The sequence below is a fragment of the Variovorax sp. GW822-FHT04E09 genome, from assembly GCF_058800845.1.
Map to the genome: position 1 here is coordinate 1609313 of NZ_JBXAMR010000001.1, position 15194 is coordinate 1624506.

The 15194-nt window shown below is 69.3% G+C and carries 14 protein-coding genes; 9 read left to right on the forward strand and 5 right to left on the reverse strand.

Annotation, left to right across the window (positions count from 1 at the left end):
- Positions 1–941: Ig-like domain-containing protein (locus AC1RL8_RS07305; RefSeq protein WP_492684362.1), on the reverse strand; the 941-nt coding region annotated here is incomplete at its 3' end.
- 621 nt (positions 942–1562) lie between these two features.
- Between AC1RL8_RS07305 and AC1RL8_RS07310 the strand changes: the two genes are divergently transcribed.
- The 4 genes from AC1RL8_RS07310 to AC1RL8_RS07325 all read left to right on the forward strand — a co-directional run bounded on the left by AC1RL8_RS07310 (position 1563) and on the right by AC1RL8_RS07325 (position 6279).
- Positions 1563–2390 carry a response regulator transcription factor gene (locus tag AC1RL8_RS07310; RefSeq protein WP_487863370.1) on the forward strand — a complete coding sequence of 276 codons (828 nt, stop codon included), beginning with the start codon at positions 1563–1565 and terminating at the stop codon, positions 2388–2390.
- A gap of 15 nt (positions 2391–2405) precedes the next feature.
- The gene (locus AC1RL8_RS07315; RefSeq protein ID WP_492684363.1) at positions 2406–4718 is read left to right on the forward strand and encodes a sensor histidine kinase; all 2313 of its coding nucleotides are present in this window, start codon (positions 2406–2408) and stop codon (positions 4716–4718) included.
- 119 nt (positions 4719–4837) lie between these two features.
- Positions 4838–5425, forward strand: a complete 588-nt coding sequence (locus tag AC1RL8_RS07320; RefSeq protein ID WP_492684364.1) for a PadR family transcriptional regulator — start codon at positions 4838–4840, stop codon at positions 5423–5425.
- Positions 5426–5436: 11 nt separating this feature from the next.
- Positions 5437–6279: a siderophore-interacting protein gene (locus tag AC1RL8_RS07325; RefSeq protein ID WP_492684365.1), complete on the forward strand. Its 843-nt coding sequence runs from the start codon at positions 5437–5439 to the stop codon at positions 6277–6279.
- 43 nt (positions 6280–6322) lie between these two features.
- Here the strand turns inward: AC1RL8_RS07325 and corA are convergent, their stop codons facing one another.
- The 3 genes from corA to AC1RL8_RS07340 all read right to left on the reverse strand — a co-directional run bounded on the left by corA (position 6323) and on the right by AC1RL8_RS07340 (position 8276).
- A complete protein-coding gene (corA, locus tag AC1RL8_RS07330) occupies positions 6323–7306 on the reverse strand; it encodes a magnesium/cobalt transporter CorA (protein ID WP_095746134.1) in 984 nt (327 codons plus the stop codon).
- Positions 7307–7339: 33 nt separating this feature from the next.
- The gene (locus tag AC1RL8_RS07335; RefSeq protein WP_447745972.1) at positions 7340–7909 is read right to left on the reverse strand and encodes a hypothetical protein; all 570 of its coding nucleotides are present in this window, start codon (positions 7907–7909) and stop codon (positions 7340–7342) included.
- A 133-nt stretch (positions 7910–8042) separates the two neighbouring features.
- Entirely contained in the window at positions 8043–8276 is a 234-nt protein-coding gene (locus AC1RL8_RS07340) for a polysaccharide deacetylase (RefSeq protein WP_492684366.1), read from the reverse strand.
- A gap of 208 nt (positions 8277–8484) precedes the next feature.
- On the opposite strand from AC1RL8_RS07340, the gene mutS reads away from it, so the two are divergent.
- From mutS to AC1RL8_RS07355, 3 genes are read left to right on the forward strand one after another with little or no spacing between them, the layout of a single operon-like run.
- The gene (gene mutS / locus AC1RL8_RS07345; protein ID WP_492684367.1) at positions 8485–11151 is read left to right on the forward strand and encodes a DNA mismatch repair protein MutS; all 2667 of its coding nucleotides are present in this window, start codon (positions 8485–8487) and stop codon (positions 11149–11151) included.
- Between the two features lie 28 nt (positions 11152–11179).
- Complete coding sequence (locus AC1RL8_RS07350; RefSeq protein WP_062474940.1) at positions 11180–12019, forward strand: proteasome-type protease; 840 nt, start codon at positions 11180–11182, stop codon at positions 12017–12019.
- Positions 12020–12021: 2 nt separating this feature from the next.
- Positions 12022–12828, forward strand: coding sequence for an alpha/beta fold hydrolase (locus AC1RL8_RS07355; protein WP_492684866.1), 807 nt, complete (start codon positions 12022–12024; stop codon positions 12826–12828).
- Between the two features lie 7 nt (positions 12829–12835).
- On the opposite strand, the gene AC1RL8_RS07360 is transcribed toward AC1RL8_RS07355, so the two are convergent.
- Positions 12836–13348, reverse strand: coding sequence for an MOSC domain-containing protein (locus tag AC1RL8_RS07360; RefSeq protein ID WP_492684368.1), 513 nt, complete (start codon positions 13346–13348; stop codon positions 12836–12838).
- A 113-nt stretch (positions 13349–13461) separates the two neighbouring features.
- Between AC1RL8_RS07360 and AC1RL8_RS07365 the strand changes: the two genes are divergently transcribed.
- Entirely contained in the window at positions 13462–14760 is a 1299-nt protein-coding gene (locus tag AC1RL8_RS07365; protein WP_492684369.1) for an RNA polymerase sigma factor, read from the forward strand.
- Positions 14742–15122 carry a YciI family protein gene (locus AC1RL8_RS07370; protein ID WP_070062632.1) on the forward strand — a complete coding sequence of 127 codons (381 nt, stop codon included), beginning with the start codon at positions 14742–14744 and terminating at the stop codon, positions 15120–15122. The genes AC1RL8_RS07365 and AC1RL8_RS07370 overlap by 19 nt, the downstream gene beginning before the upstream one ends.
- Positions 15123–15194: the final 72 nt, after the last annotated feature.

Below are 15194 nucleotides of genomic sequence, written 5' to 3' on the forward strand. Positions count from 1 at the left end.
GTGAAGCTGTCCGTACCGTGGAAGTTGGCACCCGGGGTGTAGGTGTAGGTGCCGTCCGCGTTGACCGTGACCGTGCCGTGCGCCGGGTCGCTGCCCTTCGTGTAGGTCAGCGTGTCGCCGCTGTCGATGTCGCTGCCGGTCACGCGGCCGCTCACGGGCGTGTCTTCGGCCGTGGTCTCGGTGTAGTCGGGCGCGGTGGGTGCGTCGTTCACGGGCGAGACGGTCACGGGCACCGTGACGGTGGTGGTGCCGCCCTTGCCGTCGCTGACGGTGACTTCGAAGCTGTCGGGCCCTTCGTAGCCGGGCTTGGGCGTGTAGACGAACTGGCCCGTGGTCGGATCGACGGTGACGGTGCCGTGCTCGGGGCCCTTGGCGACGGTGTAAGTCAGCGTGTCACGGTCCGGGTCGGTCGCCTGCACTTGCCCGGCCACGGGCTTGTCCTGATCGGTGACGACAGGGTCGGCCTTGCCTTCGGGGCCGCGGTTCTGCGCGGGAAGCAACGGCGGGATGAAGGCCGGGCCACCGCCGCCGCCACCACCACCGCTCGCGGCGGCACCGACGCCCAGCACGCCGAGCGCGCCCAGCAGCCAGCCCGGCACGCCGTCGGGCAGCAAGGCGCCGCCGGCGTCGTTCCATTCGATCTCGGTGAAGTGGAAGTCTTTCCAGGGCGCGGTGTACTGGCCCCACCACTGCACGCCGGCGCCGTCTTCGAGCACGAGGTCGTTGCGGCCGGCGTCGGGGTACTCGGCGAAGAAGCCGCGCACGGCGACTTCCTGGCCGTCGCGCAGCACGAGCACGAGGTCGTCGCCGCGGCGCTCGAACTTGAGCACGCTCTCGGGCGCGATCTTCAGCGTGACGATCGACGGGCGATCCAGAACCAGAGGGGCTTCCGCCGTCGCTTTGCGGGATGACGCGCCACCAGACTTGTAAACAGCTTCCATGATTGGTCTTTCTCCTTGACTCCGGACCTCGGGCGAGCCTTCGCTTTCAGCGAACAGCCCGGGTCGCACGTTGGGAAATCTCGAAGGCCGCGGGTGGCTCTCGAGGACTCGCCGGCGAGACCCGGTGTGCGGGTCACGCAGGCTTGCGCTTGCATGGGGCGGGATTCTTGGTTCGGGGGGGTGTCCGGACTTTTGCCGGAGAGGCCGTGGCGTTTGCCGTGGCGTACAACTGTTCACAAACGTGTGTGAATGTCGAATACTTCACACGATTGGCGAAAGAAAATCAGCAATTCGCAAGTTGGGAAAGCGAGCGCTGGCGGTCTTTTGGCTTACGGGCTTTTGCCGGAGCGTCCAATTCTTTTGATGGACGGAATCGGCCCGGCTATTTCCTGCAATACCGATCGGGCCCTGTCCAGCACCCCGTTTTCCCTCTGACAGCCCCCCTCGCCGCGGCACCTTTTTTAAGGCCTCGCGCGTCAATGGCGGGCGGATCGATCAGGAATGAAGACCGGTCATTGGATGAATTTGCATTTCTTGTGACAATGATTACCAAATTAATTTCTTGGTTACATTGTTTCGGTCACAGGGCGTTCCAACGCAGTGCCGGCGCCCCCTCTTTCCATGTCCTATTGGTCACCTCCGGAGCCCCGGAGAGCTCATCTGCTGGTTGTCGACGACAACGTTGACGAACTCAAGCTCTTGCTGGAAACGCTGCGGGGCACGGGCTACCGCATCACGCTCGCCTTCGATGCGATGGAGGGCTACCGGCGGGCGACAACGCTGCAGATGGATCTGGTGCTGCTGGACGTGCGCCTGGGCGGCACCGACGGGTTTGCCGCCTGCCGCCTGCTGAAGGCCGACCCGGCCACGGCGGACATTCCGGTGATCTTCGTGACCTCGTCGGCCAGCCTGGAAGAGCGCCTGACGGGCCTGCGCGCCGGCGCGGTCGACTACATCGTGAAGCCCTTCGACCCGGCCGAGGTGATGGCCCGCGTCGAGATTCACCTGGCGCTGGCGGAATCCCGCAGGGCGCGCACCGCCCCTGCCCCGCAGGTGGCGCCCCCGCCCGACAGCCCCGCCGCGAACGACGGCGGCGCGCCGGGCTCGGGCATGGACCGCGCGCTCATGCAGGCGGCGGAGCGACTCATCCTGGCCGACCTGAGCCGCGTGCTGCCGCTGCGCGAGCTGGCGGCGCGCGTGGGCACGCACGAAAAGCGCCTGTCGCGCGTGTTCAAGGAGCTGACGAACCGCACGGTGTTCGAGTTCGTGCGCGAAGCGCGGCTGCACGAGGCGCAGCGCCTGCTGCTCGAATCGGCCATGCGCATCGAAGAGATCGCCGCGGCGGTGGGGTTCTCGAGCGCCGCGAATTTCGCGACGGCGTTTCGCGAGTACTTCGACTGCACGCCCTCGGCCTGTCGCCAGGCCGGTGTCGAACGTTCCGGCACCTGACGCGCGATGCATCCGGTGCGCACACGCCCCTGGTGGGCAAGCGGCTTGCTGCTCGGCCTGGCCTTGTGGTTGTGGGGCTTCGCCGCCAGCGCGGCAGAAGCCGTCAGGTTCAGCGCGCTGAACCGGGGCAATATCTCCGTCGAACAGACCGTCGAAGTGCTGGAAGACCCCACGGCCCGCCTGTCGGCGCGCGAGGTGCTCGCCTTGCCCAGCGGTGGCGCGAACGGGTTCGTGCCCGCCACGCCCGACCAGCTGATGCGCGGGTTCTCGACCTCGGCGGTGTGGCTGCGCCTGTCGCTGGTCAACGATGCGCAGGAGGTGCGCACGGCGCGGTTCGGGCTCAACGTGACGTGGCTGCGGCATGTCGACTTTCATCTGCTGCGCACTCGCAATGGCCAACCCGCATGGACGCACGCGCAGGCCGGCGTGTCCGACCCGATGGACGCCACGCATCGCCACGACCGCATTCCGCAGCTGCAGATCGACCTGCAGCCGGGCGAGTCGGTGCAGGTGCTGGTGCGGGTGATGAGCACGGGCCAGATCAAGCTGGTGCTGGAGCTGCACACCGACGAGGCGTGGCATCACATCGAACGCAACCATGCGCTGCTCAGCGGCCTGCTGATCGGCGGGCTGCTGGCCTTCGCGGTGTACTCGGCCGCGCTGTGGTGGATTTCGCGCGCGCCGATGCTGGCCTTTCAGGCGGGGAGCTTTGCGCTGCTGGCGCTGTACGAGGCCACCTACCGGGGCTATGCGCGCATCGCGCTGTGGCCCGACAGCACCGTCTGGAGCTACCGCGGCCACAGCGTGATGGTGGCGGCCACGGCGCTGTGCCTGCTGCTGTACTTTCACGAGCGCGGCCGCCAGAGCCCGGTGCGCGTGCCCGGGCGCCCGCTGCTGTTCGTGCTGGCCGGCGTCGAGATCGTCGTGCTGCTGGGCACCCTGCTCGGCCCCTACGCAACCTTCGCCGCCATCGGCATCGTGAACGCGCCACTGATCGTGCTCGCGCTGACGGTCTGCACCTTCATCTACCAGCGGCGCGCCGGGCCGGGCGGGCGGCTGTCGCTGATGGTGATGCTCGTGATCTGCGTGGGCGCGCTGATGCGCATGTCGGCGCTGATGTTCGCGGAGCGCTCGATGTCCGACTTCGACCACTATGCGCTGGCGTTCCCGGGCATGCTGGTCGGCGCCTTCGCGATCACGGCGTGGTCGTTCCAGGAGACGCGCCAGCGCAACGCGGCGCAGCAGACGCTGCTGCAGTGGCAGACGCAGGAGCAGCAGCGGCTCGAGGAAGAAGTGGTGCGCAAGACCCGCGCCCTGAGCGAGGCGCTGGGCCAGGCCGAGCAGCGCACGCGCGAACAGAAAGAACTGCTGGCCTACATCAGCCACGACCTGCGCGCGCCGGTGGCCACCATCCTGGGCAACCTGAAGCTGATGCAGGACGGCAGCGACACGCCGGCGCCCGCGCGGCTCGCCACCATCGAGCGCAGCGCGGCCTACCAGCTGGAGCTGATCGATGACCTGGTCGACTACGCCAAGGGCGAGCTGGCGCCGCTGGCCGTCGAGGCGCAGCCGGTGCAGCTGCGCACGCTGGTCGACAACGTCGCGCAGTACGCGCACGCGCTCGCGCAGCGCCAGCACAACAGCTTCGAACTGACGATCGACGGCGAACTGCCGGCCCTGGTCCGCCTGGACGGCAAGCGGCTGCAGCAGGTGGTGCTGAACCTGCTGTCGAACGCGGCCAGGTTCACGCGCAACGGCGCCATCGGGCTGCGGTTGCAGGCACAGCCGAGCGACGGCGCGTGGCAGCTGCATTTCGAAGTGACCGACAGCGGCACGGGCATCGACGCCGACACGCTCGAGCGCATGACGCGCCTGCTGGCCGACAACGCGCCCAGCATGGCGGGCGGCGGGCTCGGGCTGGTGATTGCGCAACGCATCGTGCAGCGGATGGGCGGGCGGCTCGCCATTCACAGCGGCATGGGCGCGGGGACGCGGGTGGTGTTCTCGCTGTCGACCGAGCCGGCGCCTTCGTCGGATGCGCCTGCACCGCCGCCGCCGGAACCCATCGCCGCGCCGCGCCCGCGCGCCAGGCCCCGGGCGCGCGGCCGGCTGCTGCCGGTGCTGACGCCGCTGTCGCCGGCGCAGAAGGACGAACTCGAAGTGCTCGCCCGCGACGGCCGCTGGAGCGACCTGCACGAGTGGGTGAACCGGCTGGCCACGGAGGCGCACAGCCAGCCGATGGTGCTGACGCTTCGCCAAGCGCTGGACCGGCTGGATTTCGAGCAGATCCGGCTGATTGCGCGCGCGGCGCCTTTACGTCCGCTGTAGCCCGAAGGGGCCGCGCCGCCAGAACCCATGCGACCGGCAGGGTCGCCTGATGGGTGGGCTTTCGCTTTCTATTTCGATATATCTAGAATAGTCTCGACCCACTCAAGAAAGCCATCCCCATGCGCCACCTTCACCACGCTCCGCACCACCATCACCACCGCCACGCCCCGCGCGGCGAACACGAAGACGGCCTGGCCGGCGGCGGCCGCGGGATGCGCGGCGGACGCGGCGGCGGCGCGGGCCGGGTGTTCGGCCACGGCGGGCTGCGCTTCGTGCTGCTGCAGCTCATTGCCGACAAGCCCTCGCACGGCTACGAGCTCATCAAGGCCATCGAGGACCGCCTGGGCGGCACCTACGCGCCGAGCCCCGGCGTGGTCTACCCCACGCTCACGCTGCTGGAAGAGCTGGGCTACCTGAGCGTGGAAACCGCCGACGTCGGCGGCCGCAAGCGCTACAGCATCACGCCGAGCGGCCAGGAGTTCCTGGCCGCCAACCGCGAGACGGCCGACGCCATGATGGCCCGCATGGTGGGCGGCGTGGACGGCGCCGGCCCGCGCGCCGGACGGCCCCCGCAAGTCACCCGCGCCATCGAGAACCTGAAGCTCGCGATGCGCCTGCGCCTCGGCGGCGCCCCCCTCACCGAACAACAAGCCCACGAATTCGCCGCGGTGCTCGACAGCGCCGCACAACAGCTCGAACGCATCTGAACCAACCTGACATGACCGACTTCACCACCACTGCTTCTTCTTCCAACACGCCCGACCGCACGCCGCGCCGCGTGCGCCACGAACTGCGTTTTCGCCAACTCACGGTGAAGACCGTGCAGCGCGTGACGCCGCACCTGATCCGCATCACGCTGACCGGCGACGCGCTCCAGGGCTTCACCAGCCCCGGCTTCGACGACCACGCGAAGCTGTTCTTTCCCGATGCCGCCACGGGCCAGCTCACGCTGCCGACCGCCGGCCCCGACGGCCCGGTGTGGCCCGAAGGCGGGCGCCCCGCCATGCGCGACTACACGCCGCGCCGCCACGACGCACAAGCCAACACGCTGGAGATCGACTTCGCGCTGCACGACGCCGGCCCCGCCACGCAGTGGGCCGAGCAGGCCAAGCCCGGCGACATCGTCGGCGTGGGCGGCCCGCGCGGCTCGTTCATCGTGCCGACCGAATTCGACTGGCACCTGCTGATCGGCGACGACACCGCCCTGCCCGCCATCTCGCGCCGCCTGGCCGAACTGCCGGCCGGCGCGCGTGTGGTGGTGCTGGCGGAAGTCGACAGCGCAGCCGACGAGATCCCTTTCGAAACGCAGGCCGAGCTCACGCTGCGCTGGGTGCACCGCCAGGGCGCCGCGCCGGGCCTGAGCCCCGTGCTGGTCGACACGCTGAAAACCATGGCGCTGCCGGACGGCGACTTCCACGCCTGGGTCGGTTGCGAATCGGCGATCGCGAAGGCGCTGCGCGCGCACCTCGTGGGCGAGCGCGGTGCGAACCCGAAGTGGGTTCGGGCCTCGGGTTACTGGCGTCGCGGTGCCGTGGCGACGCACGACACGCACGACGAATAAGGAAGGCGCGACTCAGTCGCGAAGCCCGGGGCCGGGCTTCGCGCTAGAGCCAGCCGACGCGCTTGAACCGGTAGTAGAGGTAGCCGCAGGTGCTGACGATCAGCCCCAGCGCCATCGCGTACCCATAGCGGAATTTCAGCTCCGGCATGTGCTCGAAGTTCATGCCCCAGATGCCCGCGAAGGCGGTGCACACCGCGAAGATGCTGGCCCAGGCGGCGAGCCGCTTGGTCACTTCGCTCTCCTCGATGGTGACCATCGAGAGGTTCACCTGCACCGCCGTGGCGATGGTGTCGCGCACCGCGTCGATCGAGCCGTTGATGCGCACCAGGTGGTCGCCCACGTCGCGGAAATACTCCTGCGTGCCCACGCAGATCTGCGGGACGCGCCCGCCGTGCAGCTTGCCCGCTGCCTCCACCAGCGGCGCCACCGCGCGCTTGAGGATGAGGCTGCGGCGCTTCAGGTCGTACAGCTGCTTGATCTTGTCGCGCGCCGCGCCACCCTGCGCAAAGATCTGCTGCTCGATGGATTCGAGTTCCACTTCGAGCGCGTCGATCACCGGAAAGTAGCGGTCGACCACCGCGTCCATCAGCGCATAGAGCACGAAGCCCGCGCCGTTGCGCAGCAGGTCGGGCTCGCGCTCGCAGCGCTCGCGCACGCCCAGGAAGCCCTGCTGGCTGCGGTTGCGCACCGACAGCACGTAGTTGCGGCCGACGAACACGTTGACCTCGCCCACGTTCACGCTGTGCCCGCTCTCACCTTCGATCGAGGGCTCGACCAGGTGCATCACGACGAACAGCGAGTCGCCGTACTCCTCCACCTTGGGCCGCTGGTGGCCGTGCTGGGCGTCTTCGACGGCCAGCGGGTGCAGGTCGAACTCGTCCTGCATCTGGGCCAACTCTTCGGGCGTGGCGTCGCTCAGCGCCACCCAGACGAAACAGCCGGCGCGGGAGATGTAGTCGCTGATGTCCTCGACGGGAATGTCGGCGAGCTTGGCGCCGTTTTCATAGGCCACGCAGTTGATCAGCATCGGAGCACTTCCATCGTCGAACTTGAAGGGAGGTCAGGCCGCCGCATCGGTCGGTGCGGTCGCGGCCAGGCGGGCCGTGTCGGCCAGCGAGGCCTCGATGGCCTGCGTCTCGCGCGCGAGCAGGGCCAGCCCCTGGTCGGCGAACGCGCGGTGGCTGGCCACGTCGGCCCACAGGCTCGCCGCGGCTTCGGCACACGTCAGCGACGTGAAGCGGATGCGGCCCTTGGCCAGCGCGACGAAGCGCTGCTCGCGCAGCGGATCGGCCCGGTCCCAGGCGCCACCGATGAGCACGCGCTTGCCGCGCTTGATGCGCGGTTCGCGCTCGGCGAAGAAAGGCAGCTTGGCGCCGAACCAGCCCGGCAGGCCGGTGTTCAGCGCGGTGTCGAAGGCCGAGGGGGCGGCGTGCGCCTTGGCAAACTCGCGCAGCGTGCCGAGCTGGTAGAGCGCCGGGTCCTTGGCGCCGCCCGTGCCTTCGACGGGCCGGATGACGGTCGGGCCGCTGTTCCCCGTGCCCGGTCGCCCTTCGGGCCGTTTCGACTTGCGCAGGTCCGCCAGCTGGGCTGGCGACATGCACAGGTACAGCGCCGCAAGGTCAGCGGGCAAGGTGGCGGTGTCCGGGAGCGCGTCCGCTGCAGGGCCTTTGATTTCATCCGACGGGGCCATGGGCGCCTTTGTTCTTCACGCGGGGTTTGCGCCGAGGGATTTTAGGAGGGGCGGTGCAGGCCGCCCGGCCGCGTCAGTGCTCGGGGCCGCCCTGCCCCTGCGGCTCGGGCGCCGGGGCAGGCAGCCATTGCAGCTCGTCCGGCAGGTACGGCCGCGACCAGCGCATGCCGTCCAGCCGCACGCGCAGCGTGAGCCCCCGCACGGTGGTCACGGTGCCGGGCTGCCCGTGCACCAGCACCCTGGCGCCCTTGCGGGCAGGCACATGAAATCGTTTCCGGATGTCCTCGTAGCTCACTGGGGTCTCCATGGATGAAGGTCGCGTGCGCCCGCGTAGTCATGCGCATGCGCATGACTACGCACGGGGGAGCTGTCTGGATTCAGGGGAATGCGGCCAAAGTGGACGCGGCAGGGGCGTCGGTGCGGGGAGGCCGGCGCGCACGCCGATGGCCGTCCCCGATAATGACCCGATCCCCGGGATGCGCAGCGCGCACCCTCTTTTCTTCTCCACGGATTCAATGACCTTACCGGTGAAAAGCACCAAAGATCAAGCCCCCTCGGCTGGCGATTTCGCCGGGCACACGCCGATGATGGCGCAGTACTTAGGCCTCAAGGCCGACCATCCGGACACCCTGCTGTTCTACCGGATGGGCGATTTCTACGAACTGTTCTGGGCCGACGCCGAAAAGGCCTCGCGCCTGCTCGACATCACGCTCACCCAGCGCGGCCAGTCGGCCGGGCAGCCGGTGCTGATGTGCGGCGTGCCCTTCCACTCGGTCGACACCTACCTCGCGCGGCTCATCAAGCTGGGCGAATCGGTCGCCATCTGTGAGCAGGTGGGCGAGGTCGGCGCCAGCAAGGGGCCGGTCGAGCGCAAGGTGGTGCGGGTGGTCACGCCCGGCACGCTGACCGACTCGGAACTGCTCAACGACAAGAGCGATTCGCTGCTGCTCGCCGTGCATGCGGGCACGCGCAATTTCTGCGGCCTGGCCTGGCTCAGCGTGACGGGCGCCGAGCTGCGGCTGGCCGAGTGCCCGGCCGATGCGCTCGAAGCCTGGATCGCGCGCATCGCGCCGAGCGAGCTGCTGTACAGCGCCGAGGTCACGCCCGCCTTCGAGCAGCGCCTGAAGGCCGCGCGCGCGGCCGTGCCGTTCACGCTGTCGCTGCGTCCGGCCTGGCAGTTCGATCCCGGCCTGGGCGAACGCAAGCTCAGCGAGCAGATGGGCAGCCACAGCCTCGCGGCGTGGAACGCCGAATCGCTGGGCAACGCGCACGCCGCCGCCGCCGCGCTGCTGGGCTATGCCGAGCACACGCAGGGCCGCGCGCTGTCGCACGTGCAGCGGCTGTCGGTGGAGCGCGACGGCGACCTGATCGAGCTGCCGCCCACCACGCGCCGCAACCTGGAGCTGGTGCAGACGCTGCGCGGCGAAGACGCGCCCACGATGTTCTCGCTGCTCGACACCTGCATGACGGGCATGGGCAGCCGCCTGCTCAAGCGCTGGCTGCTCTCGCCGCGCCGCGACCGCAGCGAAGCCCAGGGGCGGCTCGACGCCATCGGTGCGCTGCAGTCCCCCGGGCCCGGCGCCACCGCCGCGCCCTGGCGCACGCTGCGCGAGCAACTGAAGAACACCAGCGACGTGGAACGCATCGCGGCGCGCATCGCGCTGCGCCAGGTGCGCCCGCGCGAACTGGTGGCGCTGCAGCTCGCGCTGGCGAAGGCCGAGCAGCTGGCGCCGCTGCTGCCGGGCGCCGCGGCGCTGCTGGCGCAGATCACCGAACGCCTGGCGCCGCCGCCCGGCTGCGCCGACCTGCTGGTGCGCGCGATCAAGCCCGACCCGTCGGCGCTGGTGCGCGACGGCGGCGTGATCGCCACCGGCCACGACACCGAGCTCGACGAGCTGCGCGAGATCAGCGAGAACTGCGACGACTTCCTGCTCAAGCTCGAGATCAGCGAGCGCGAGCGCACCGGCATCAGCAACCTGCGCGTGCAGTTCAACCGCGTGCACGGCTTCTACATCGAGGTGACGCAAAGCGCGCTCTCGAAGGTGCCCGACAACTACCGCCGCCGCCAGACGCTGAAGAACGCCGAGCGCTTCATCACGCCCGAGCTCAAGGCCTTCGAAGACAAGGCGCTGAGCGCACAAGACCGCGCATTGGCGCGCGAGAAGTGGCTGTACGAGCAGCTGCTCGACGCGCTGCAGCCTTCGGTGCCCGCGCTCACGCAGCTGGCCGGCGGCATCGCCGCGCTCGACGCACTGTGCGCGCTGGCCGAGCGCTCGCACACGCTGAACTGGCGCGCGCCGACCTTCGTGTCGCACCCGTGCATCGAAATCCAGCAGGGCCGCCACCCGGTGGTGGAGGCGCGGCTGGCCGAGAAGTCGTCGGGCGGCTTCATCGCCAACGACACGCAGATGGGGCCGCAGCAGCGCATGCAGATCATCACCGGCCCGAACATGGGCGGTAAGTCGACCTACATGCGGCAGGTGGCCATCGTGGTGCTGCTGGCCTCGATCGGCTCGCACGTGCCGGCCACGGCCTGCCGGCTCGGGCCGATCGACGCGATTCACACGCGCATCGGCGCGGCCGACGACCTGGCCAACGCGCAGTCGACCTTCATGCTCGAGATGACCGAGGCCGCGCAGATTCTGCACAGCGCCACGGCGCAGTCGCTGGTGCTGATGGACGAGATCGGCCGCGGCACCAGCACCTTCGACGGCCTGGCGCTGGCGGCCGGCATCGCGGCGCAACTGCATGACCGCAGCAAGGCCTTCACGCTGTTCGCCACCCACTACTTCGAGCTCACCGAGTTCCCGGCCACGCACCACGGCGCCGTGAACATGCACGTGAGCGCGACCGAGTCGGGCCGTGACATCGTGTTCCTGCACGAGATGCAGCCCGGCCCGGCCAGCAAGAGCTACGGCATCCAGGTGGCGCGCCTCGCAGGCATGCCCGCAGCAGTGGTCAACCACGCGCGGCAGGCGCTCGATGCGCTCGAATCGCAGCATGCGCAAACGCGTGCGCAGGTCGACCTGTTTGCGCCCCCGCCCGCCGCCGAAACCCCCATGGCCAGCGCCGTAGAATCCGCGCTGGCTGCCCTCGACCCGGACACCATGAGCCCGCGCGAAGCCCTCGACGCGCTCTATGCCCTCCAGAAACTGAACGCACGTGAACGCAGTACCGCATGAGCGGGCCCAGTTCCTGCAAGGCGAACCCATGACTTATTGCGTAGGCATCAAACTCAACGCCGGCCTGGTGTTTCTCTCCGACTCGCGCACGAACGCGGGGGTCGACCACATCAGCACCTTCCGCAAGATGATCGTCTACGAGCAGCCGGGCGACCGCGTCATGGTGCTGCTGTCGTCGGGCAACCTGAGCATCTCGCAGTCGGTGCGCGAAATCCTGCAGATCGAAGAGCTGCGCGAAACGCGCGAAGACGGCACGCAGGGCGAACCCATCACCATCTGGAACGCCAAGAGCATGTTCGACGCCGCGCGCGTGCTGGGCTCGGCCGTGCGCCATGTGTACGACCGCGACGCCGAGGCGCTCAAGCATGCGGGCCTCGATTTCAACGTGTCGTTCATCTTCGGCGGGCAGGTCAAGGGCGAAGGCATGCGCCTGTTCCTGGTCTACGCCGCGGGCAACTTCATCGAAGCGACCACCGAGACGCCCTACTTCCAGGTGGGCGAGTCGAAGTACGGCAAGCCCGTGCTCGACCGCGTGCTCACGCCCGAGACGCCACTCGACGAAGCCGCCAAGTGCGCGCTGGTGTCGATGGACTCGACCATGAAGTCGAACCTGTCGGTGGGCCTGCCGCTCGATCTGGTGGTGTACGAGGCCAACAAGCTCGAGACCGACCGCGTGATCTGCATCGACGCGGACAACCCCTACTACCGCATGATGCACAACAGCTGGGGCCAGAAGCTGCGCGAGGTGTTCGACAGCATCGAAGACCCGGTGTGGGACGACAGCGCCACCGAACACCCGCTGCGGATGCCGGCCACGCGCCACAGCCCGCTGCGAAAAATCTCGACCCCCGACGAAAAGCTCATCTGAATCTGTCCGTGCCTCCTGTCATCTTTTCGCACGGCAACAGCTTTCCGGCGAGCACCTACCGCGTCGTTCTCGACAGCCTTCGCAACCGGGGCTTCGAGGTCGACGCCATCGAGAAATTCGGGCACGACCCGAAATACCCCGTCACCGACAACTGGCCGCACCTGGTACAGCAGCTGGCCGACTTCGCCAAGCTGCGCGCCGACCGCGCGGGCGGCCCGGTGTTCCTCATCGGCCATTCGCTGGGCGGCTTCCTGAGCCTGATGTGCGCGGCGCGCCACCCCGAGCTGGCGCGCGGCGTGCTGCTGATCGATTCGCCGATCCTCGGCGGCTGGCGCGCGAACACGCTCAACGTGGTCAAGCGCACGCCGCTCATGAAGAGCATTTCGCCCGGCGCCGTGAGCCGCAAGCGCAAGAACAGCTGGGAGCACCGCGAGGCGGTGTTCGAGCACTTCCGCAGCAAGAAGGCGTTCGCGAAGTGGGACGAGCAGGTGCTGCACGACTACATCGACCACGGCACCTTCGACAGCGAAGACACGCGCTCGCTGAGCTTCGACCGCGACGTGGAAACCGCCATCTACAACACCCTGCCCCACACGCTGGGCGGGCTGCTGCGCCGCCATCCGCTGAAGTGCAAGGTGGCCTTCATCGGCGGACGCCAGTCGGTCGAGATGAAGCAGGTGGGCATGACGATGACCGAACAGGTCACCAAGGGCCGCATCACGATGCTCGACGGCAGCCACCTGTTTCCGATGGAAAAGCCGCTGGCCACGGCGGCGGCCATCGAGGCCTCGTTGCGCAACCTGATGTAGGTGGTGTTCAGGTGGTGCGGCAGGCGACCGCGTCGCCGACGCGCAGCACACCGCCACGCAGCACCCGCGCCGTCACGCCGCCATGCCCGCGCATGGCGTTGTAGCCACCGGGGCCGAGCAGTTCTTCCATGCGCGAGCAGGGCTCGCAGGGCCCGGTGATCTCCAGCAGCACCTCGGACCCGAGCGCCAGCACCAGCGGCTGGTCGCGAAACAGCGAGCGCGCCGCCAGCAGGTTGAGGCCCGACACGACGAGGTTGCGGCGCAGCAGGCCGGCGTCGACACCCTCCATGCGCTGCGCGAGCGCCGCGATGACCGGCAGGTGCTCCGCCTGCATCAATGTGACCTGCCGCTTGCCACCGCCACGCCCGGCGCTGCTGCGGTCGTCGGCCAGGCCCAGCGCTTCGATCGCCAGCACCTCGTTCACCGATTGAACCGGCGTGCGCCGCGCGGGGCGCAGCAGGATGGCATCGAGCCGGCCGGGATGCGGAAACTGCCGGGTCAGAGCGTGGAGGTCGGACATGCGCCGCATTGTCCACGCGGACTTTTTTTGCGCACCGCTGTCGGCCCGCCGCATACTGGCGCGTCCTTGGGGTTGAACCGACCTTCTTCGAAGCGACACGCACCGCGCCGACGATGACCACCACCGAGCTGAGCTGGATCGCCACCACGCTGACCGCCGCACGCCCGCGCGCGGTGGCGGCGCTGCTTCGCTACTTCCGCGACCTGGACACGGCCGAGGAAGGCTTCCAGGAAGCCAGCCTGCGCGCACTGCGGCATTGGCCCGAGCAGGGCCCGCCCGACGATCCGCTGGCGTGGCTGATCCTCGTGGGGCGCAACGCGGCGCTCGACGAGCTGCGGCGGCGCGACCGGCACGATCCGTTGCCCGAAGAGGAAGACGGCGACGCGGACATGGCCCTCGACCCCGACCTCGCCGAGCAACTCGACCAGTCGCACTACCGCGACGACGTGCTGCGCCTGCTGTTCGTCTGCTGCCACCCCGCGCTGCCGCTCGCGCAGCAGATCGCGCTGGCGCTGCGCATCGTCTCGGGCCTGTCGGTGCCGGAGATCGCGCGCGCCTTCCTGGTCGGCGAGCGTGCGATGGAGCAGCGCATCACGCGCGCCAAGCAGCGCGTGGCCGCGGCCGGCTTGCCCTTCGATGCGCCCGGCGCGCGCGAACGCGGCGAGCGGCTGGCGGCCGTGGGCGCGGTGGTCTACCTGCTGTTCAACGAAGGCTACGCGGCCAGCGGCGGCACCGCCCATGTGCGCGTGGCGCTGTGCGAAGAGGCGATCCGGCTCGCGCGCCTGCTGTGCGACCTGTTCCCCGACGAGCCCGAGACCGCCGGCCTGTGCGCCCTGCTGCTGTTGCAGCACGCGCGCGCCGATGCGCGGCTGGACGCCGGCGGCATGGTCGTGCTGCTCGAAGACCAGGACCGCACGCGCTGGCACCACGCGGCGATCGACGAAGGCCTGGCCCTGCTCGACGCCGCGCTGCGCCAGCACCGCATCGGGCCGTACCAGCTGCAGGCGGCCATCGCGGCCACGCACGCACGGGCCGCACGCGCGGCCGACACCGACTGGGCCGAGATCGACCGGCTTTACGCCGGGCTCGAAAAGCTGCAGCCTTCGCCCGTGGTCACGCTCAACCGTGCGGTGGCCGTGGCCAAGGTGCGCGGGCCCAAGACGGCGCTGGCGATGGTCGACGGGCTAGCAGAGCCGCTGTCGGCGTACTTTCATTTCCACGGCCTGCGCGGCGGGCTGCTGATGCAGCTGGGCCGCGCCGACGAGGCGCGCCGCGCTTTTGCCGACGCGCTCGCGCTGGCCCGCACCGCCGCCGAAGCCGCGCACATCCGCCTGCTGCTCGACCGCCTCGGCGCGGGCGCCTCTTCCGACTCCCTTCAAGCAAAGGACGCACGATGCTCTATTCCATCCTGATCTACGGTTCCGAAGCTGCGGCGGCCGGCTGGGCGCCCGAGGTCGAAGACGAGATGCTCGAGCGCCACACCGACCTGCGCGACGAGCTGCAGGCCGCCGGCCGGCTCGGCACCGTGCTGCGCCTGATGCCCGACACCGCCACCACCGTGCGGCACGCTGGCGCCGCGCATCCGCTGGTGACCGACGGGCCGTTCGCCGAGACGAAGGAGCAGCTGATGGGCATCTACATCGTCGAATGCGAGTCGCTCGAAGACGCGCGGCATGCGGCGCGGCGGCTGGACTTCGAGGGCGGCGTGTTCGAGATCCGCCCGGTGACCTGGTACGACCCGGGCGTGATCGCGCCGCGCATCCCGCAGGTCTGAAAAAAATCCCACTGCGCTGTCGGATCGGCTGGGCCTGCGCCGTCCTTGGAACGAGCGCCCGCATGTCGCGGG